At 71.7% G+C, this 18277-nt stretch carries 18 protein-coding genes; 10 read left to right on the top strand and 8 right to left on the bottom strand.

What is annotated here, in order from left to right:
* Positions 1–69: 69 nt before the first annotated feature.
* Both ACFZAX_RS24915 and thpD read left to right on the top strand, forming a co-directional pair.
* Entirely contained in the window at positions 70–468 is a 399-nt protein-coding gene (locus ACFZAX_RS24915) for an ectoine synthase (protein ID WP_327175054.1), read from the top strand.
* Positions 469–470: 2 nt separating this feature from the next.
* Positions 471–1364 (top strand): ectoine hydroxylase, encoded by an 894-nt coding sequence (thpD, locus tag ACFZAX_RS24910; protein WP_390964298.1) that lies wholly within the window; start codon positions 471–473, stop codon positions 1362–1364.
* 93 nt (positions 1365–1457) lie between these two features.
* On the opposite strand, the gene ACFZAX_RS24905 is transcribed toward thpD, so the two are convergent.
* Both ACFZAX_RS24905 and ACFZAX_RS24900 read right to left on the bottom strand, forming a co-directional pair.
* A complete protein-coding gene (locus ACFZAX_RS24905; protein WP_390964296.1) occupies positions 1458–2309 on the bottom strand; it encodes a rhodanese-like domain-containing protein in 852 nt (283 codons plus the stop codon).
* A 118-nt stretch (positions 2310–2427) separates the two neighbouring features.
* Positions 2428–2832 (bottom strand): GNAT family N-acetyltransferase, encoded by a 405-nt coding sequence (locus ACFZAX_RS24900; protein ID WP_390964294.1) that lies wholly within the window; start codon positions 2830–2832, stop codon positions 2428–2430.
* Between the two features lie 355 nt (positions 2833–3187).
* On the opposite strand from ACFZAX_RS24900, the gene ACFZAX_RS24895 reads away from it, so the two are divergent.
* Complete coding sequence (locus ACFZAX_RS24895; protein WP_390964293.1) at positions 3188–3802, top strand: RraA family protein; 615 nt, start codon at positions 3188–3190, stop codon at positions 3800–3802.
* A gap of 500 nt (positions 3803–4302) precedes the next feature.
* Here ACFZAX_RS24895 and ACFZAX_RS24890 read toward each other — a convergent pair whose 3' ends face one another.
* Positions 4303–5799 (bottom strand): glycosyl hydrolase 53 family protein, encoded by a 1497-nt coding sequence (locus tag ACFZAX_RS24890; RefSeq protein WP_390964406.1) that lies wholly within the window; start codon positions 5797–5799, stop codon positions 4303–4305.
* Between the two features lie 201 nt (positions 5800–6000).
* Complete coding sequence (locus ACFZAX_RS24885; protein WP_390964291.1) at positions 6001–8034, bottom strand: beta-galactosidase; 2034 nt, start codon at positions 8032–8034, stop codon at positions 6001–6003.
* Positions 8035–8340: 306 nt separating this feature from the next.
* Between ACFZAX_RS24885 and ACFZAX_RS24880 the strand changes: the two genes are divergently transcribed.
* From ACFZAX_RS24880 to ACFZAX_RS24865, 4 genes are all read left to right on the top strand, one after another.
* Complete coding sequence (locus tag ACFZAX_RS24880; protein ID WP_390964288.1) at positions 8341–9660, top strand: extracellular solute-binding protein; 1320 nt, start codon at positions 8341–8343, stop codon at positions 9658–9660.
* The gene (locus ACFZAX_RS24875) at positions 9657–10583 is read left to right on the top strand and encodes an ABC transporter permease subunit (RefSeq protein ID WP_390964286.1); all 927 of its coding nucleotides are present in this window, start codon (positions 9657–9659) and stop codon (positions 10581–10583) included. The genes ACFZAX_RS24880 and ACFZAX_RS24875 overlap by 4 nt, the downstream gene beginning before the upstream one ends.
* Positions 10580–11482, top strand: a complete 903-nt coding sequence (locus tag ACFZAX_RS24870; protein WP_390964285.1) for an ABC transporter permease subunit — start codon at positions 10580–10582, stop codon at positions 11480–11482. The genes ACFZAX_RS24875 and ACFZAX_RS24870 overlap by 4 nt, the downstream gene beginning before the upstream one ends.
* 68 nt (positions 11483–11550) lie before the next feature.
* Positions 11551–12603, top strand: a complete 1053-nt coding sequence (locus tag ACFZAX_RS24865; RefSeq protein WP_390964283.1) for a substrate-binding domain-containing protein — start codon at positions 11551–11553, stop codon at positions 12601–12603.
* A gap of 22 nt (positions 12604–12625) precedes the next feature.
* On the opposite strand, the gene ACFZAX_RS24860 is transcribed toward ACFZAX_RS24865, so the two are convergent.
* On the bottom strand, positions 12626–13720 hold the full coding sequence (locus ACFZAX_RS24860; protein WP_390964282.1) for an aminotransferase class V-fold PLP-dependent enzyme: 1095 nt from the start codon (positions 13718–13720) through the stop codon (positions 12626–12628).
* 223 nt (positions 13721–13943) lie between these two features.
* On the opposite strand from ACFZAX_RS24860, the gene ACFZAX_RS24855 reads away from it, so the two are divergent.
* Positions 13944–14540: a hypothetical protein gene (locus ACFZAX_RS24855; protein WP_390964281.1), complete on the top strand. Its 597-nt coding sequence runs from the start codon at positions 13944–13946 to the stop codon at positions 14538–14540.
* Between the two features lie 111 nt (positions 14541–14651).
* On the opposite strand, the gene ACFZAX_RS24850 is transcribed toward ACFZAX_RS24855, so the two are convergent.
* A complete protein-coding gene (locus tag ACFZAX_RS24850) occupies positions 14652–15383 on the bottom strand; it encodes a DsbA family protein (RefSeq protein ID WP_390964279.1) in 732 nt (243 codons plus the stop codon).
* Positions 15384–15629: 246 nt separating this feature from the next.
* Between ACFZAX_RS24850 and ACFZAX_RS24845 the strand changes: the two genes are divergently transcribed.
* On the top strand, positions 15630–16313 hold the full coding sequence (locus tag ACFZAX_RS24845; protein ID WP_390964277.1) for a 2-phosphosulfolactate phosphatase: 684 nt from the start codon (positions 15630–15632) through the stop codon (positions 16311–16313).
* Positions 16314–16329: 16 nt separating this feature from the next.
* Here the strand turns inward: ACFZAX_RS24845 and ACFZAX_RS24840 are convergent, their stop codons facing one another.
* Positions 16330–16815 carry a GNAT family N-acetyltransferase gene (locus tag ACFZAX_RS24840; protein ID WP_390964275.1) on the bottom strand — a complete coding sequence of 162 codons (486 nt, stop codon included), beginning with the start codon at positions 16813–16815 and terminating at the stop codon, positions 16330–16332.
* A 126-nt stretch (positions 16816–16941) separates the two neighbouring features.
* Between ACFZAX_RS24840 and ACFZAX_RS24835 the strand changes: the two genes are divergently transcribed.
* Positions 16942–17478, top strand: coding sequence for an AAA family ATPase (locus ACFZAX_RS24835; RefSeq protein ID WP_390964274.1), 537 nt, complete (start codon positions 16942–16944; stop codon positions 17476–17478).
* A gap of 186 nt (positions 17479–17664) precedes the next feature.
* Here ACFZAX_RS24835 and ACFZAX_RS24830 read toward each other — a convergent pair whose 3' ends face one another.
* Positions 17665–18276: a DUF1349 domain-containing protein gene (locus ACFZAX_RS24830; RefSeq protein WP_390964273.1), complete on the bottom strand. Its 612-nt coding sequence runs from the start codon at positions 18274–18276 to the stop codon at positions 17665–17667.
* Position 18277: the final 1 nt, after the last annotated feature.

Below are 18277 nucleotides of genomic sequence, written 5' to 3'. Positions count from 1 at the left end.
CCGGGCCCGGGACTTCCGGGACGGGTCGGGTACCGAGAGAACCGCCGCAGAGAAAGGCACCACACCACCGTGATCGTCCGTTCGTTCAGCGACATCGAGAACACCGACCGGCACGTGAAGTCCGCCTCCGGGACCTGGGAGAGCAAGCGCATCGTGCTCGCCAAGGAGAAGGTCGGCTTCTCGCTCCACGAGACCATCCTGTACGCGGGCACGGAGACGTCGATGTGGTACGCGAACCACATCGAGGCCGTGCTGTGCACCCAGGGGGAGGCCGAACTCACCAACGACGACACCGGTGAGAAGCACTGGATCACCCCCGGCACCATGTACCTGCTCAACGGCCACGAGCACCACACGCTCCGGCCGAAGACCGACTTCCACTGCGTCTGCGTCTTCAACCCGCCGGTCACCGGACGGGAGGACCACGACGAGAACGGCGTCTACCCGCTGCTGACCGAGGAGGCCTGACCATGACCACGTACGCGCGCACCGATCTGTACCCCTCGCGCGGTGCCGCCGAGACGATCACTCCCCGCCGGGACCCGGTCGTCTGGTCCGCGCCGGGCGCCCCGGGGCCCGTACCCGTGGAGAGCCTTCTCACGTTCGAGCGGGACGGCTTCCTCGCCGTCGACCAGCTGCTCTCCGCGGAGGAGGTCACGCACTACCGAGCCGAGATGGAGCGGCTGATCGCCGATCCGGCGATCCGTGCCGATGAGCGGTCGATCGTCGAGCCGCACTCCCGGAAGGTACGCTCCGTCTTCGAGGTGCACCGGATCAGCGAGGCGTTCGCCCGGCTGGTCTCGGACGAGCGGCTGGTGGGCGCGGCCCGGCAGATCCTCGGCTCGGACGTGTACGTACACCAGTCCCGGATCAACGTGAAGCCGGGCTTCGGCGCCTCGGGCTTCTACTGGCACTCGGACTTCGAGACCTGGCACGCGGAGGACGGCCTGCCGAACATGCGGACCGTCTCCGTCTCGATCGCGCTGACCGAGAACCACGACTCCAACGGCGGGCTGATGATCATGCCCGGTTCGCACCGGTCGTTCCTCGGCTGCGCGGGCGAGACGCCGACCGACAACTACAAGAAGTCCCTCCAGATGCAGGACGCGGGCATCCCGTCCGACGAGGCCCTGACCCGGATGGCCGACGCACACGGCATCAAGCTCTTCACGGGCAGGGCGGGTTCGGCGACCTGGTTCGACTGCAACGCCATGCACGGATCGGGTGACAACATCACCCCGTTCCCGCGCAGCAACGTCTTCATCGTCTTCAACAGCGTGGAGAACCCGGCGCAGGAACCCTTCCAGGCCCCGGTGCGCCGCCCCGCGTTCATCGGGGCCCGCGACTTCACCCCGGTGCGGTAGCGGAAGTCGAGCAGCGGGCGGGGCGGGACGGTTTCACACCGTCCCGCCCCGCCCGTCGCGTACGCGCCGGACACGGAGTCGTGGGCCGCCGTCTCAGCGGGCGGGTCCGGTCTCCACCGGGCGGGCGTCGTCACGGCTGTAGGCGGACCAGCCGCCGACGTAGAGCCGGCCCCGGCCGAGCCCGGTGTGTTCCAGGGTCAGGAGGTTGTGGCAGGCCGTCACACCGGAGCCGCAGTAGGAGACGACCTTCGACGCGGTGTCCGCGTCCACGCCTCCGGCGGCGAAGTTGTCCCGGATCGCCTGAACGGGCAGCAGCCGGCCGAGCCCGTCCAGGTTCTCCCGGCAGGGGACGTTCGCCGCACCGGGCACGTGGCCCGGGCGGGGGTCGACCGGGTCCTGGGCCCCGACGAAGCGGTCCCGGTTGCGGGCGTCGACGGTCAGGACGTCCGGCCCCACCAGGCCGTCGGCCTCCACCAGGGCCGCCGCGGGCCAGGGGCGTACGGAGAACTCGCCCTCCTCCGGCTCCGGTTCCTCGGTCGTCAGGGAGTCGGGGTGCGCGTCGAGGTAGGCGGCGAGACCGCCGTCGAGGATCGCCGCACGGCGCCCGGTGGCCCGGAGCATCCACACCAGCCGGGCCGCGATGACCCCGCCCTGGTCGTCGTAGGCCACCACGATGTCGTCGTCACCGATGCCCAGTCCCCGCATGCCCTCGGCGAACGACTCCGGAGCGGGAAGGGGATTACGCCCGCCCACCGCCGTGGGAGGGCCGGTCAGCCAGCGGTCGAGGTCCGCGAAGACCGCGCCCGGCAGGTGTCCCCCCTCGTACGCGGCACGCCCCGAGCGCCCGTCCAGATACCACCTCACGTCCGCCAGGACCACGCGCCCCGGCAGACCGTCCAGCTCCTCGACCCGCGCGAACGGCGGGACATCCACGAGTTCAGTCATGGTTCCGGACGCTAACGATCAGTCCACCATTCGAGCAATGACGTCCCGTATGGCAAGACGACGGTGAGGCGGAGGTATGGGCGGCCGGGCGCCGGAGGGCTGCTCATGGGCCTCGGTGTCACGCCTGTGGGACTGCCGGGTCCCGTTCGCGGTCCGGTACCTCGCGGAGATCGAGCATCATCTCGAGCGAGCGCGAACCGTCCGCCCCGACGAAGGAGCCGAAGGGCCGGAAGCCGTTCTTCTCGTAGTACCGGATGGCGCGGGCGTTGTCGGCGAGGACGCCGCCCCACAGGATGACCCTCGACCTGCCGAGCCTCCGTACGGCCTGCGTCACCAGGGGGAAGGCCCGCGTTCCGACTCCCCTCCCCTGGTGGTCGTCGGCCGGGGTGGGGCCGAAGCGGCAGTCGGTCAGTTCGTCGAGAAGCACGCCCGCTTCCCGATACCGCGCGATGTCGGCGGGGGTGAGGGCGAGTGCGAGTTCGAGGAGGCCGACGATCCGGGAGGACTGCACGTCCTCCAGCACCAGTCTGAGTTTGTCGTAGTGCGCGATCGCGTCGCACAGTTCCCGGGCAGCCGCGACGCCGTAGCCGTCGAATGTGCTGAGACGCCTCGATTCGGCCGACAGGTCCCCCAGGAAGCGCGCCAGAGGCCGGGCGTCGGTCCGGACGAGCGGGCGGAAGACAGCCGTCGGCCAGTTCCAGGCGGTGCGTCAGGACACCGGGGTCTTCGGCGATCTCCGGCAGTGTGAGCAAGGCGACCTCCCGCGCGGCTCGGACTCCGACGATGATGTCAACCGGGAACACCGCCTTCACGGCCTGGTGAAGACCGCGGTCGGCCCGGTGCCGACCGGCTCGTCACACAAAGGAACAGGGACGACAATGAACGCCGCTTTCAAGGACATTCCCCCAACCACCCTGGCGGATCTGCTGGGACGCGAGCAGATCATGGACATCGGCATCCGCCCGCTGTGGAACTCGCCGCGGGTCGCCGGACCGGCCTACACCGTGCGGTGCGAGCCCGGCGACAACCTGATGCTGCACGCCGCGATCTACCGCGCCGAGCCGGGCTCGGTCATCGTCGTGGAGTCGGGCGACGTGGACTACGCGCTGGCCGGCGGCAACGTCTGCGCAGTCGCCCAGCGCCGGGGCGTCGCGGCCTTCGTCGTCGACGGTGTCGTCCGCGACCTCGGCGAGGTGCGCGAGGCCGGCTTCCCGGTCTTCTCACGCGGCGTGATCCCGATCCCCGGCACGAAGAAGAAGGTCGGCGCGCTCGGTGAGCCGGCCCGCGTCGGCGGCGTGCTGGTGCACCCCGGTGACATCGTTGTCGCGGATGAGGAGGGCATCGTCGTCACCCCCGCCGCCCGCCAGGAGGAGATTCTCGCGGCCGCACGGACGAAGCTCGCCGAGGAGGCCGAACAGTCCCTCGACGCCTGGGAGGCGGACCACCGCGCCCGCATCGAGAAGGCACTGAGCGACCAGGGCTTCACCGGCTGACCGGCCCCCGGGACGGGGCGTACGAGGGCGCCTCCGGGCGCCGGCTCCCGTATGTCCCGTACTCCGGAAGGCCCGTGCGCACGGCTCTCACGAGCCGCCCGTTTCCGTCGGTATCCCAAGCGGGGTGGTCGGTGGTCAGGACTGCGTTCATGGAGATCTCCCTGCCGGACGGACGGTGGTCCTCAACTTGCCGCGTTCCGGGGCGACTTTCCGGAAGGCGAGCAATCATCCGCGCCACGCGACAGGTCACGGGCACGCTCGGCGGTCAGGGGCAGCTCTGTGATCGGTTCGAACATGATGGTCGACTTCCTCAGGCGTGGGAGAGGGAAATCCAGCCGTTCCCCAGCGCGGGCACACACCACGACTCAGCCACATCCATCAGCGTCGTCTCATTTCAACTCTGATGCTTTTTTGTTGGTTGAAAGCACCTACGCGGCAAGGCGCCCCGCCGCGCCTCCGGATCCCGGAGCGCGGCGGGGCGTCGTCATGCGCCGGGTGTCCTACCGGTGCGAGAACCAGCTCGCCGCCGGGAGCAGCTTGTCGTTGTAGTCGAAGAGTGCCTGGTTCTCCCAGGCGTTGCCGGAGGAGGCGTCGGCCGGGTCCCAGCCGCTGCCGGTGACGGCGGTCCAGGCGGGTTCCCAGTAGACGGCGCCGAGGCCCCGGCCGCCGGGGACGGCTTCGACGACGTTGAGTACGTCGCGGAGGTTGGCGGCCTGGCCGGCGGGGGTGGCGGGGTAGCCGGTGACGAGCTGGTCGGCGGTGGCGATGTTGTTCTCCAGGCCGTCCTCGTCCGCGAGGGTGTGGGCGTAGGCGGTCTCGGCGACGAGGACCGGTTTGCCGTAGCGGGAGGCGGCGTCGTCCAGGTTGGCCTGGAGGTCGGAGAGGGCTCCGTGCCAGTAGCCGTAGTACGAGAGGGCGATGACGTCGAACGGGACGCCGTGGGCGACGGCGTTGTCGAACCACCAGCGGGTTCCGGCGTTGTCGCCGCCCTTGGCGAGGTGCAGGGCGACCTTCGTACCGGAGGAGACGGCCTTGGCGGCGTTGGCGCCGGAGGTGAGGAGTCCGGCGAGCTGGGACCAGTTGTCGGTGGAGCCCTCGGGCCAGAGCATTCCGGCGTTGATCTCGTTGCCGATCTGGACCATGTCGGCGGTGGTGCCCTGCGCCTTGAGGGCGTTGAGCACGTCGTAGGTGTGGTTGTAGACGTCGGTCTTCAGCTGGGCGTAGCTGTGGCCGGCCCAGGCGGCGGGCTTGGTCTGCTTGCCGGGGTCGGCCCAGGCGTCGGAGTAGTGGAAGTCGACGAGGACCTTCATGCCGAGCGCCTTGGCGCGTTTGGCCATGGCGAGGACGTGGGCCTTGTCGTTGTAGCCGTCCGCCGGGTTCACCCACACCTTGAGGCGTACGTAGTTCATTCCGGCGGAGTGCAGCAGGGTCATGGCGTCGCCGGTGGTGCCGCTCGCGCTGCGGTAGACGGCGCCGTGGGCCTCGTTCTTGGGGAGGGTGGAGAGGTCGCCGCCCTTGACGCTGAGGCCGGTGGTGCCCGGGGTGAAGGCGATGTCGTCGAAGTTGGCCCATTCCCCGGCGTGCGCGTCGGAGTTGAGGCTGATGGTGCAGGCGCCGCCGGTGACCTTGACCGAGGTCACCAGGCGTATCCAGGCGCCGTTGGCGGTGGGCGGCAGGTCGGTGCGCTGTTCGGCCGCGCCGCAGTTGCGCAGGGCGATGTAGGCGGAGGTCTGGCCGCCGCTGGAGCGGACCCAGGCACTGAGGGTGTAGGTGCCGTCGGTCAGCCCGGAGAGGTACTGGTACGTCTCCACCTTGTAGGCGGAGGCCGACCAGTGGCTGAGCCGGGTGGTGCCCGCGTGGCCGCCGGCCTCGGTGAAGGAGGCGGCGGTCTGGCCGCCGGCGGAGTAGGTGGTCCAGCCGGTGGCGCCCGATTCGAAGCCCGGGTTGGTGACGGTGGCCGCCGCGTGGGCGGCCTGGGCGGGGAGCCCGGCGAGCATCAGCCCGCCGAGGGCGGTGAGCGCGGCGGCGGCCCGGCGGCTGCCGCGCGGGGTGCGGCGGGCCGCCGCTCCCGGATCGTTCTTCGTCCTGCCGAACAGCGTCTTTCCGTACATCGTCGTCGATGTCCCTTCGACCGTTGCGCGGGATACGGGGATGGTGCGGGTGGTTCGGTGGCACTGGTGATGCGGTGGTGGTGCGTCTCAGGCGTCGAGCCGTACGACCCGGACCGCGCCCGCCGGGACGGCGAGGTGTCCGGAGGCGGGCTCGCCGGTGAGGAGTTCGGTGCCGGGGGCGTCGAGCGGGACCTTGGTGTCGCTCCCGGTGTGGTTGATGACGAAGAGGTAGCTGCCGGTCTCTCCGGTGCGGCGGACCACCTCGACGTCGTGCGGGAGCGAGGTGCGCGGGGCGATCCGGGCGTCCTCGCAGGCGCGGTCCAGTACGGCGTCGAGGTCAGCACCGGAGAGCCGGGTGGAGACGTACCAGGCGGTGCCGTCGCCGAGGCGGTTGCGGGTGACGGCGGGGCGGCCGGCGGCGACCCCGTCCGCGTACGACCACACGGTCTCGGCACCGCGTGGGACGACCACGTCCGACCAGAGGTCGCCGGTGAGCGCGGGGCCTTCGGGGGCGCCCTCGGGGGTGACGAGACGGACGGTTTCGCCCTCGCCGAGCGGGGAGAACTCCTCGACGGTCAGTCCGAGGACGTCGCGCAGTGCACCGGGGTAGGCGCCGGGGTGGACGTTGTCGTCGGGGTCCACGATGCCGGAGAAGTACGAGACGACGAGGGTGCCGCCCCCTTCGACGTACCGGCGCAGGTTCTCCCCCGCCTGTTCGGTGGCGAGGTAGAGGGCGGGTACGACGACCAGCGGGTAGGCCGAGAGGTCGGCCTCGGGGTGGGCGAAGTCCACGGTGAGGTGGCGGTCGAAGAGCGAGAGGTAGTAGGTGTCGGCGCGCTCGCGGGCGTCGTGGTCCTGGCTCGGGCGCCATTCCAGGGACTGGGCCCACCAGGACTGCCAGTCCCAGACCATCGCGGCGTCGGCGACCGTACGGGTGCCCCGGATACCGTCGAGGAGGCCGAGACCGGCGCCGAGCCGGGTGACCTCGCGCCAGATCCGGGTGTCGGTGCCGCCGTGCGGGAGCATCGCGGAGTGGAACTTCTCGGCGCCGCCGCGGGACTGGCGCCACTGGAAGAACATGGCACCGTCCGAGCCGCGGGCCACGTGCGCGAGGCTGTTGCGGGCCATCTCGCCGGGGCGCTTGGCAGGGTTGCGGGGCTGCCAGTTGACGCCGCTGGTGGAGTGTTCGAGCAGCAGCCAGGGGGCGCCGCCGGCGACGGATCGGGTGAGGTCGGCGGCCATGGCGAGGTTGACGTGGGTGCGGCGGCCGTCGGTGATCAGGTAGTGGTCGTTGGTGACGAGATCGACCTCGCGGCCCCAGGCCCAGTAGTCGATGGAGTCGCACTGGCTGAGCGCGGTCATGAAGTTGGTGGTGACCGGGATGCCCGGGGCGAGCCGGTGCAGGATGTCGCGCTCTGCGGTGAAGTTCTCCCGCAGGGTGGCGTCGGCGAAGCGGCGGTAGTCGAGCTGCTGGGAGGGGTTGCCGACGGTGGGGGTGGTGCGCGGCGGGTCGATCTCGTCGAGGGTGCGGTAGTGCTGGCCCCAGAAGGCCGTGCCCCAGGCCTTGTTGACGGCGTCGACCGATCCGTGGCGGGCGGTGAGCCAGCGGCGGAAGTGGGCGGCACAGTTGTCGCAGTAGCAGGCGGAGACCGGGACGCCGTACTCGTTGTGGACGTGCCAGAGGGCGAGGGCGGGGTGGCCGGCGTAGCGGCGGGCGATCTCCTCCGTGATGCGGGCGGCGGCGGCGCGGTAGTCGGGGTTGCTGTGGCAGATCGCGCCGCGTGAGCCGAAGGCGTACCGGACTCCGTCGCGGTTCACCGGGAGCGCCTCGGGGTGGGCGCGGTAGAACCAGGCGGGCGGGGCGACGGTCGGGGTGCCGAGGTCGACCCGGATGCCGCCTTCGTGGAGCAGGTCGAGTACGCGGTCGAGCCAGCCGAAGTCGTGGACGCCGGGCTCGGGTTCGAGCAGGGCCCAGGAGAAGATCCCGACGCTGACCATGGTCACGCCGGCCTCGCGCATGAGCCGCACGTCCTCGGGCCAGATCTCCTCCGGCCACTGCTCCGGGTTGTAGTCGCCGCCGAAGGCGAGCCGGTCCAGACCTCGGGGAGCGGTGTGGGACATGAGGGTCTCCTGGCGTTCTCGGCGGTGGCGGCGGTCGCCCGGCGCCGGGTCCGGCGGCGGCCCGCCACCGGGCGGTACGGATGCACCCCGACCGGTCGGCCCTGGGGTGGCACCGCCACCCTGCGACGACGCCCCTCGGACCCCTGTGTGGACAAGTCTGGGAACGTGCACACGACTGGTCGGCGGTGTGGACCCAAGATAACCGCACAGTTACAACCATTGACAAGTGTCGGTTCCGTTTCTCTACTGTGAACGCTCACAGCGCAGTTCCCGCGCTGAACCCTCGGTTCTCGTCAGGGGAAAACCATGAAGCACCGCAACGTCGCGTTGTCCACGGCCGTCGTCCTCGCCGCCTCCGCCCTCCTCACCGGCTGCGGCTCGTCGGACGACGGGAAGGGTGACGCGCCCGCCGCCGCCGGTCCCGCTCGGCTCACCTACTGGTCCTGGGCGCCCGGCCTCGACAAGGTCGCGGACATCTGGAACAAGGGCGAGGGCAAGAAGGAGGGCATCACGGTCACGGTGAAGAAGCAGGCGTCGGGCGACGACCTGGTCACCAAGATCATCACCGCGGCCAAGGCGCACAAGGCACCCGACCTGGTGCAGGCGGAGTACCAGGCGCTGCCCACACTGGTCTCCAACGACGTCCTCGCGGACATATCGAAGGAGGCGGGCGATGCCGAGAGCGCGTTCGCGGCCGGGATCTGGCAGCAGGCGACGCTGGGCACGGACGCCCTGTACGCGCTGCCGCAGGACTCGGGCCCGCTGATGTTCTACTACCGCGAGGACCTGTTCGAGAAGTACGGGCTGACCGTCCCGACCACCTGGGACGAGTTCGCCGAGACGGCCCGCGCGCTGAAGAAGAAGGCGCCGGACACCGACCTGACGACGTTCTCCTCGAACGACTCCGGTCTCTTCGCGGGCCTCGCCCAGCAGGCCGGCGCCCAATGGTGGACCACCGCCGACGACACGTGGAAGGTCGCCATCGACGACCCGGCGACGCGGAAGGTCGCCGACTTCTGGGGCGGCCTGGTGAAGGAGGGGGCGATCGACAACCAGCCGATGTACACCCCCGCCTGGAACAAGGCGCTCGACACCGGCAAGCAGATCGCGTGGGTCAGCGCGGTCTGGGCCCCCGGCACCCTGACCACGGCGGCCCCCGACACGGCGGGCAAGTGGGCCATGGCCCCGCTCCCCCAGTGGACGGCGGGCGAGAACGTCACCGGCAGCTGGGGCGGATCCTCCACCGCCGTCACCAACGACTCGAAGAACAAGGGCGCGGCGGCGAAGTTCGCGAAGTGGCTGAACACCGACCCCGCCGCACTGGCCGCACTGGTGAAGGAGTCCGGCATCTACCCCGCCGCCACCGCCGCGCAGACCGGCGGCGCGCTCGCCCAGGCACCCGCGTACTTCTCCAACCAGCCGGACTTCTACACCAAGGCCGCCGAGATCGCGCAGGGCACCGCGCCCGCCGCCTGGGGCCCGAACGTCAACGTCGCGTACACCGCCTTCAAGGACGGGTTCGCCAAGGCCGCCAAGGACAAGTCGGACTTCGGTGCGGCACTGACCGCGATGCAGGAGGCCACGGTCGCCGACCTGAAGAAGCAGGGCTTCGGAGTCTCCGAGTGACACGCGCACGCCGCGGCGGGTCGTACGGGGTCAAGAGCGCCCCGTACGCCTTCCTGGTCCCCGCCACTCTGCTCTTCCTGCTCTTCTTCGCCCTGCCCATCGGCTACGCGCTCTACCTCAGTTTCCGCCGCACCGAGGTCAAGGGCCTCGGTCTCGGCAAGGGCGCCCGCGACGAGGTCTGGGCCGGCCTCGCCAACTACACGGACGCCCTCTCCGACTCCGAGCTGCTGCACGGCGCGCTGCGCATCCTGGGGTACGGCCTGATCGTGGTGCCCGTCATGCTGGGCCTCGCGCTGCTGTTCGCGCTGATGCTGGACACCGAGCGGGTCCGGCTGCGCGGCTTCACCCGACTGGCGATCTTCCTGCCGTACGCCATCCCCGGAGTGGTGGCCGCGCTCATGTGGGGATTCCTCTACCTGCCCGACGTCAGCCCGTTCTTCTGGGTGCTGGACCACCTCGGACTGCCGCAGCCCGACCTGCTGGACGGCGGGCCGCTCTACGCCTCGCTCGCCAACATCGCGGTCTGGGGCGGCACCGGCTTCAACATGATCGTCATCTACACCTCGCTGCGGGCGATCCCCGCCGAGATTTTCGAAGCGGCCCGGCTGGACGGCTGCTCGCAGTGGCAGACCGCGCTGCGGATCAAGATCCCGATGGTGGCGCCCTCGCTGGTGCTGACGTTCTTCTTCTCGATCATCGCCACCCTCCAGGTGTTCAGCGAGCCCACCACGCTCAAGCCGCTCACCAACTCCCTGTCCACCACCTGGAGTCCGCTGATGAAGGTCTACCAGGACGCTTTCGTCAACAACGACATCTACGCGGCGGCGGCCCAGGCGGTCATCATCGCCGTCGCCACCCTCGCCCTGTCCTTCGGCTTCCTCCGGGCCGCCAACTCCCGTACCAAGCAGGGTGATGCACGATGAGTACGCAGACCCTCCCGGCCACCGCCCGGACGTCCGGTCCTCCCCGCGCGTCCCGGACCGCCCGCACCCCCCGTCGGTTCGCCGCGGTCCCCACCGCGGCACTGCTGCTGGGCGCCGTCTACTGCCTGCTGCCGGTGCTCTGGGTGGTCGTGGCGTCGACCAAGTCCGGCAGCGAGCTGTTCTCCACCTTCACCTTCCTGCCCGGCTCCGGGTTCACGGACAACGTCGCCGACCTGTCGGCGTACCGGGACGGCGTCTACTGGACGTGGATGGGCAACTCGGCCCTCTACGCCGGGGTGGGTGCCTTGCTCTCCACGGCGGTGTCGGCGGTCTCCGGGTACGCCCTGGCGGTCTACCGCTTCCGGGGCCGCGAGTCGATCTTCAACATCCTGCTCGCCGGGGTGCTGATGCCGCCGGTGATCCTGGCGGTCCCGCAGTACCTGCTGCTCGCGAAGGCCGATCTCACGGACTCGTACCTCTCGGTGCTGCTGCCCACCGTCCTCTCCCCGTACGGCGTCTACCTCGCCCGGATCTACGCGGCTGCCGCCGTGCCGCCCGACGTGATCGAGGCGGGCCGGATGGACGGCGGCGGCGAGTGGCGGATCTTCCGCACCATCGCGCTGCCGATGATGCTGCCGGGGCTGGTGACGGTGTTCCTGTTCCAGTTCGTCGCGATCTGGAACAACTTCCTGCTGCCTTACATCATGCTCAGCGACGACGAGAAGTTCCCGGTCACCCTCGGGCTCTTCACCCTGCTCCAGCAGGGCGCGAACACGCCGGCCCTCTATACGCTGGTGATCACCGGCGCGCTGCTGGCGATCCTGCCGCTGATCGCGCTCTTCCTCGTGGTCCAGCGGTTCTGGAGTCTCGACCTGCTCTCCGGCGCCGTAAAGTCCTGACCATGCCCTCAGGGGCCGCCGGACCCGCCCCCTCGCCCGGGGGCCCCGAAAACGAAAGAACACGCACCATGAGCCGCACTGAACCGCCCCCGACCTCCGGGCAGCCCGGAAGGGGACGCCGCCGGCCGCCGACGATCCACGACGTGGCCCGCGAGGCGGGGGTGTCGCGCGGGACCGTCTCCCGGGTGCTGAACGGCGGCCACAACGTCAGCCCGGCCGCCCTCGAAGCGGTCAACTCGGCCATCCGCAAGACCGGTTACACCGTCAACCGACACGCCCGGTCACTGATCACCGGCCGCTCCGACTCGGTGGCGTTTCTGCTGACGGAGCCTCAGGAGCGGTTCTTCGAGGACCCCAACTTCAATGTCCTGCTGCGGGGTTGCACGAGCGCGCTCGCCGCGCACGACGTTCCGCTGCTGCTGATGATCGCGGGTACGGAGGCCGAGCGGCGCCGGAACATGCGGTACATCGCGGGCCACGTGGACGGCGTGCTGCTGGTCTCCAGCCACTCGGGCGACCCGGTGGTCGCCCAGCTCCACGAGGCCGGCGTACCGGTGGTGACCTGCGGCAAGCCCCTCGGGCAGGGCTCGAAGGTCAGCTACGTCGCGGCCGACGACCGGGACGGCGCCCGGGACATGGTGCGGTACCTGTACGAGTCGGGGCGCCGCCGGATCGGTACGGTCAGCGGCCCCCTGGACACTCCGGGCGGCGTGGAGCGGCTCGCCGGCTACCGCGAGACGCTCGCCGAGTGCGGGCTGCCCGTGAGCGAGGAGCTGATCGTCCCGGGCGACTACAGCCGGGCCGGCGGCGAGGCAGCCGGGACACTGCTGCTGGAGCGCGCCCCCGACCTGGACGCGGTCTTCGTCGCGTCCGACCTGATGGCGCAAGGCGTGCTGACCGCGCTGGAGCGGGCCGGGCGGCGGGTGCCCGAGGACATCGCGGTCGGCGGCTTCGACGACTCCCCGGCCGCGCTCGACTCCCGCCCGGCTCTGACCACCATCCGGCAGCCGTGGGACCGTATCAGCGCCGAGATGGTACGGGTGCTGCTGGCCCAGATCGGCGGCGAGGACCCGGCGGCGGTGATCCTCCCCACCGAACTGGTGCGGCGGGAATCGGCGTAGGCGCCCCGGCCGGCCGCCGCCGTCAGCCGAGCACGTCGAGCGCCCGGTCCACGTCGGCCTCGGTGTTGTAGAGGTGGAAGGCGGCCCGCAGATTGCCCGCGCGGTCGGAGACACTGATACCGGCCCGGCTCAACTCCGCCTGCCGCTTGCCGAGTCCGGGGGCGGCGACGATCGCCGACTCCCCCGCGACCACGGGGTGCCCGAGGCGCGCCAGCCCGGCGCGGAAGCGGGCGGCGAGTCCCGTGGCGTGCGCGTACAGGGCTTCCGTGCCGATCTCCGCCAGCAGGGCGAGCGACCGCTCCGCGCCGTAGTAGGAGAGGAAGGCCGGTGCCGAGTCGAACCGCCGTGCGGAGACGGCGAGTCGGTCGATCGGGCCGTAGGAGCTGGTCTCCGTGTCCTCGGCCGCGACCCACCCCACGTAGATGGGCTTCAGCGACTCCTGCGCCTGTTCGGTCACCGTGAGGAACGAGGCGCCGCGCGGGCAGAGCAGGAACTTGAACCCGCCGGTCACGGTGTAGTCGAACTCCCCGGCGTCCACGGCCAGCCAGCCCGCCGACTGCGTCGTGTCGAGCAGTACCCGGGCGCCGTACGCGGCGGCTGCGGCCCGTACGGCGGCGAGATCGGCGACCCGGCCGTCGGAGGACTGCACGGCGGAGAGGGCAACCAGTGCGGTGGTGGGCCGCACCGCGTCGGCCAGCTCCGCGAGCGGGGCGTACGACACGCGCAGGTCCCTCCGGTGCGCGAAGGGGGCGACCACCGAGCTGAACTCACCCTCCGGACACAGCACTTCGGCGTACGCGGGCAGCGAGGCCGCGATCAGCCCGACGTGCACCGCGACCGAGGTCCCGACGGCGACCCGGTCGGCTCCGACTCCGGCCAGCCGGGCGAACCCGGCCCGCGCGGCGTCCACCACCTCCGACTCCCCGGCCCCCACGGGCCCGCCCTCGGCGTTGGCCCGCGCCAGGTCGGTGACGGCGGCGACGGTGCGGCGGGGCAGCAGGCCCGCGAAGGCGGTGTTGAGGTAGGTGGTGGTGGGAGCGAACTCGGCGGCTGCGGCGCGGCCCAGCGGAGTTGTCTCGCCCGGCTCGGTCGTCCGGTGCAACGGGGTGGTCTCCATACGCCCCAGCCTGAGCCGACTTCCTCCCGGCCGTCAACGAGCCGGAGAGCGAATCACCGGGGCGACCGGGCGCGACAACCCGTGTGTACCGGCCCGGCAGAGCGGTCCGGGCCCGGCGGAGGACGTCCGCCCCCTCCCTGCCCGCACCCGCGCGGGGCGGAGGCGGGGCGTCGATTCCTCGGAACAAATCCTTCCACGGGGATCCGTGGCTAGTGTCCGTCGCATGACGCACATGAGGAAGGTTCAGGCGCGGAGGACGACAGTGGCACTCGTCGGCGCGGCCGTGGCGCTGGTGCTGGGGGTCGGCGGGGCGATCGCCGTGGCCGCCGAGGACGGCGGACGCTCTCGTCCGGCGCACATGACCCCGGTGACGGCGACACCCGACCCGGACTCCAGCGGGGTCACCGGGGGCGTGGACACCGGCGGGGACACGGGAGGCTCGGACACCGCCGGGGTCACGGAGGGCGCGGACGCCGGCGGCGGCGACAGTGGTTCCGTCAGCGGCTCGGGGGGCACCGACGAGGGGGGCACCGACGGGGGCTCCACCGATGGCGGCTCTCCCGACGGGGGCAGCGCCGCGGGTGCGGACACGGGGAGCTCGGACGGTTCGGAGACGGGCGGATCGGACACCGGCGGCTCGGGCGGAACGGAACCGTCGGGGTCCCCGGACCCCACGGGGGGATCCACGGCTCCGCCGAGCCTGGAGGATCTGACGGCGCGCATCGACGAGCTGGAGAAGAAGGTGGATGAACTGCCCACCGACCGGGAGCTGGCCGATGCCCTCCGCGCCTTCGCCGACGCGTTGGATCAGCGGAACTGAGCAACCGAACGCAAGTCGTCAGCCACCTGACACGACCCGCGCGGTGCGGTGGGGACGGGGGCATGTCCCCCCCGGGCCTTGCCCCCACCGCGACAGCGCCGCGCGCGGCCGTCAGGTGGTCGCCGCGCCCGGCTGCGGGACCTCGCAGGCGCCGTCGGCGTCGCAGGCGGCGGCGTCGTCACCGACCGGGGTGAGGGCGGTGGCCTCGCGGTCCTTCCACGCCTGCTCCAGCGCCTGGGCGAACACCTCGGAGGGCTGGCCGCCGGAGATGCCGTACCGCCGGTCGAGCACGAAGAACGGGACGGCGTTGGCGCCGAGTTCGGACGCCTCGCGCTCGTCGGCGCGTACGTCGTCGGCGTACGCCGTCGGGTCGGCGAGCACCGCACGGGCCTCGGCCTCGTCGAGACCGGCCTCGACGGCCAGCTCGACCAGGACCGCGTCGTCGTAGACGGAGCGCTCCTCGGCGAAGTTGGCCCGGTAGGCGAGGGCCAGCAGCTCGTCCTGGAGCCCGCGCGCCTTGGCGAGGTGGAGCAGCCGGTGGATGTCGAAGGTGCTGCCGTGGTCACGGCCCTCGCTGCGGTACCCGAGCCCCTCGGCCTGCGCGTTCGCGGCGACGTTGCCCTCCATCGCGAGGACCTCCTCGCGGGTGCGGCCGTACTTCTGCGCGAGCATGTCCACGACCAGTGCGATGTCGTCCTTGGCGCGCCCCGGGTCCAGCTCGAAGGAGCGGTGCACCACCTCGACCTGGTCGCGGTGGGCGAATCCCGCCAGCCCCTTCTCGAAGCGGGCCTTCCCGATGTAGCACCACGGGCAGGCGATGTCGCTCCAGATCTCGACGCGCATTCTCTCTTCTCTCCAGCTCTTCCCGTGAGGTAGCTCTCCCCTGGCGGAGCGCTCCCCGGACGGGCTCGGTAACGCGCGCGGAGAGCCCTCCGCGCCAGGGGGAACAACACCGTCGTCCCCACCCGGATTCCCGCCGGGCATCGCGTCACGGTCCGGGTTGCCGCCTCCCGGTTCCCCGTCACCACCTGGTGTGATGCGCACCACTCTTCGGGTGACGGGAGTCGTGGTCCCCACGATCATGACCGCATGGACGCCTCCTTTCTCGGAATCGATGACCTGACGGACACCCCGTCCGTGGCGGTCGTGGTCGACGTGATGCGCGCCTTCACGGTGGCCGCGTGGGCCTTCGCCCGGGGAGCCGAGAAGATCGTGCTCTGCGGGTCGCTGGAAGAGTCCCTGACGCTCAAGTCCCGCCACCCGGAGTGGGTGACGCTGAAGGACGGCCCGCCCGCGCCCGGGTTCGACGCCGTCAACTCGCCCGCTCTGCTGCGCTCCGTGGACCTCGACGGGCGGACCGTGGTGCAGAAGACCACGGCGGGGACGGTCGGCGCGCTCGCGGTCAGGGACGCGCCGCTGGTGCTGTGCGCGGGCTTCGTGGTGGCGGAGGCGACGGCCGAGGTCCTACGGGCCACCGGGACCGGCAGCGTCACGTTCGTCGTCACGGGCGAGGGCGGGAGGGCCGAGGAGGATCTCGCGTGCGCGCAGTACATCGCGGGGCGGGCCAACGGGGCCAGAAGGAACGCCGACGAGTTCCTCCGCCGCGGGGAGAAGTCCCTCGCCGCCGCCGAGCTGAGGGAAGGGGTGCGCGAGGGGGCCCACCCCGATGACGTCGCTCTCTGCCTCGAACTCGACCGGTTCCCGTTCGCCATGGTGGCGGGCGTGGAGGACTCGCTCATGGTCCTGCGCCCGCACCCGGCGCCTCGGCCCTGAGCCGGGAGCGGTGGTTTCAGCCGTCGCCGAGAAGGAGCCGGAGCACCAGGTGGGTGCCGTCGCGCGGGGTGTCCGGGTCGGCGGTCCAGCCGTGGTGGGCGTAGAAGGCCCGGGCGCGGGTGTTGGGGGCGAACACCTCCAGGCGTGCGGTACGGACGCCGGCCCGGCGCCAGGCGTCGGTGCACGCGGTGTGGAGGGCGGTGCCCACGCCCGTACGCCACTGCGAGGGGTCCACGTGCAGCTGGGTGAGGGTGGTGCCGCCGTCGCGTACGGCGTGGCCGGCGACGCCGACCAGAGCGCCGCCGCGTTCCGCGCAGAGAACGGTGGCGTGGTCCGCGCCCACGGCGCGCGCCCAGCCCGCGGCGGACCGGCCGGCCTCCTCGGGGCCCGCGTACGCGTCGGGCGCGAGATGTCCGCGGTAGTAGGTCGCGCGGGCCTCGGTGTGCAGGCGGACGATCGCGTCCAGGTCGGCGGCGGTGGCGGTGCGGATGAGGAGGGGCATGCCGCAGAGGACGTGGGGCGCGCGGGGCCGGTTCCGCGCCGGCGCGTACCGGCGCGGGCTACCGGCGTAGTGGCACCGCCTCGTACCACCATGGGCCCGGGAACCGGCATCCGTACAATTCCCGGGATGAGAACCGGCACCGCCCAGACCCGTCTCGTCGTGCTGCGCGGCAACTCCGCCTCGGGGAAGTCCGCCGTCGCGGCGGGGGTGCGGGAGCGGTTCGGCCGGGGGGTGGCGCTGGTGGGCCAGGACAATCTGCGGCGGACCGTGCTGCGGGAGCGCGACCGGCCCGGGGCGGCGAACATCGGCCTGATCGACGCGGTGGTCCGGTACGCCCTGGACGCCGGGTTCCACGTCGTCCTGGAAGGCATCCTGTACGCCGACCACTACGGCCGGATGCTCGCCCGGCTGCGCTCGGACCACCGCGGTCCGACGCACGGGTACTACCTGGACGTGCCGTTCGAGGAGACGCTGCGGCGGCACGCCACCAAGCCGATCGCCGAGGTGGTCGGTGCGGACGACCTGCTCTCCTGGTACCGCCCGCTCGATCTGCTGCCCGGCGGTACGGAGACCGTCGTCGGCGCTTCGAGCGCCCTCGCGGACACGGTGGACCGGGTGCTGCGGGAGTCCGGGCTGGACCGGCTCCCGGCGGTGGACCGCTGAGGGGCCGGCAGCCGGGCGGGTGAGGTACGGCTACGAGTTCACTGCCCACCCGTCCGTCGACGCACTCGCGGTCTCGGAGCGGCTGTCAACCCGGTTCGAGCGCGGGGATGTCGGGGAACGGGACCGGCCCCTGCCCGCCGGACGGAGGCGGCGGGCAGGGGCCGGGGCGGTGGCGACGAGCGCGGCTCAGCTGCCGTCACGCAGGTCCGCGACGCCCTGCGAGCGGAAGGCGATCTCGTCGAAGGACGCCTCGCAGCCGTCGCCGACGGGCGCCTGGACGAGGAAGCCGACCGAGGCCGAGGCCGTGCCCGCCGGGTCGCCGAGGGCGAAGACGCGGACGAAGGTCCACGTGACGCCGTCCGGCGAGGCGTGGAAGGCGAAGGCGCCGCCGTTGCGGGTGAGGCGGAGCCAGAAGGTGTCGCCGTCCACGGTGAAGGAGTTGACGTCGTCGGAGACGCCCCGGGTGACCACCGTGCAGATGGTGGGGACGGCGGGCGAGAGTTCCAGGCAGAGCTTCGCCCAGTCGTGCTCTCCGACGTGCAGGTAGAGGACGCCCGCGTCGTAGGCGCCGGCGAAGCCGACCTTGACCCGGGCGAGCAGCTGGAAGTCACCGGCGGGCGCGGTACCCAGCAGGCGCGGTGCGTCGCCGGCCGGTTCCAGGGAGTCGCCGCCGGGCGGTACGAAACGGTCCTGCCGGCCGCCCGCGCGGCCGGTCAGTACGCCGTCCTCGTAGGTCCACTTGCCCTCGGGGCCGAACGGCTCCAGATCGAAGGGGAGTTCGGGAAGTCTCAGGGTCATG

This window comes from Streptomyces sp. NPDC008125 (assembly GCF_042957125.1).
Lineage (GTDB): Bacteria > Actinomycetota > Actinomycetes > Streptomycetales > Streptomycetaceae > Streptomyces.
The sequence above is the reverse complement of the archived record's forward strand: the minus strand, read 5'-3'. Positions and strand labels throughout refer to the sequence as shown.

What these genes read in the sequence shown, in the direction of transcription:
- ACFZAX_RS24895 (WP_390964293.1), top strand. Translation starts at nt 3,188, where the DNA reads ATGAACGCCGCTTTCAAGGACATTCCCCCAACCACCCTGGCGGATCTG.
- ACFZAX_RS24890 (WP_390964406.1), bottom strand. Translation starts at nt 5,799, where the DNA reads ATGCTCGCCGGGCTCCCCGCCCAGGCCGCCCACGCGGCGGCCACCGTC.
- ACFZAX_RS24835 (WP_390964274.1), top strand. Translation starts at nt 16,942, where the DNA reads ATGAGAACCGGCACCGCCCAGACCCGTCTCGTCGTGCTGCGCGGCAAC.
- ACFZAX_RS24840 (WP_390964275.1), bottom strand. Translation starts at nt 16,815, where the DNA reads ATGCCCCTCCTCATCCGCACCGCCACCGCCGCCGACCTGGACGCGATC.
- ACFZAX_RS24880 (WP_390964288.1), top strand. Translation starts at nt 8,341, where the DNA reads ATGAAGCACCGCAACGTCGCGTTGTCCACGGCCGTCGTCCTCGCCGCC.
- thpD (WP_390964298.1), top strand. Translation starts at nt 471, where the DNA reads ATGACCACGTACGCGCGCACCGATCTGTACCCCTCGCGCGGTGCCGCC.
- ACFZAX_RS24870 (WP_390964285.1), top strand. Translation starts at nt 10,580, where the DNA reads ATGAGTACGCAGACCCTCCCGGCCACCGCCCGGACGTCCGGTCCTCCC.
- ACFZAX_RS24860 (WP_390964282.1), bottom strand. Translation starts at nt 13,720, where the DNA reads ATGGAGACCACCCCGTTGCACCGGACGACCGAGCCGGGCGAGACAACT.
- ACFZAX_RS24905 (WP_390964296.1), bottom strand. Translation starts at nt 2,309, where the DNA reads ATGACTGAACTCGTGGATGTCCCGCCGTTCGCGCGGGTCGAGGAGCTG.
- ACFZAX_RS24845 (WP_390964277.1), top strand. Translation starts at nt 15,630, where the DNA reads ATGGACGCCTCCTTTCTCGGAATCGATGACCTGACGGACACCCCGTCC.
- ACFZAX_RS24855 (WP_390964281.1), top strand. Translation starts at nt 13,944, where the DNA reads ATGACGCACATGAGGAAGGTTCAGGCGCGGAGGACGACAGTGGCACTC.
- ACFZAX_RS24850 (WP_390964279.1), bottom strand. Translation starts at nt 15,383, where the DNA reads ATGCGCGTCGAGATCTGGAGCGACATCGCCTGCCCGTGGTGCTACATC.
- ACFZAX_RS24830 (WP_390964273.1), bottom strand. Translation starts at nt 18,276, where the DNA reads ATGACCCTGAGACTTCCCGAACTCCCCTTCGATCTGGAGCCGTTCGGC.
- ACFZAX_RS24865 (WP_390964283.1), top strand. Translation starts at nt 11,551, where the DNA reads ATGAGCCGCACTGAACCGCCCCCGACCTCCGGGCAGCCCGGAAGGGGA.
- ACFZAX_RS24885 (WP_390964291.1), bottom strand. Translation starts at nt 8,034, where the DNA reads ATGTCCCACACCGCTCCCCGAGGTCTGGACCGGCTCGCCTTCGGCGGC.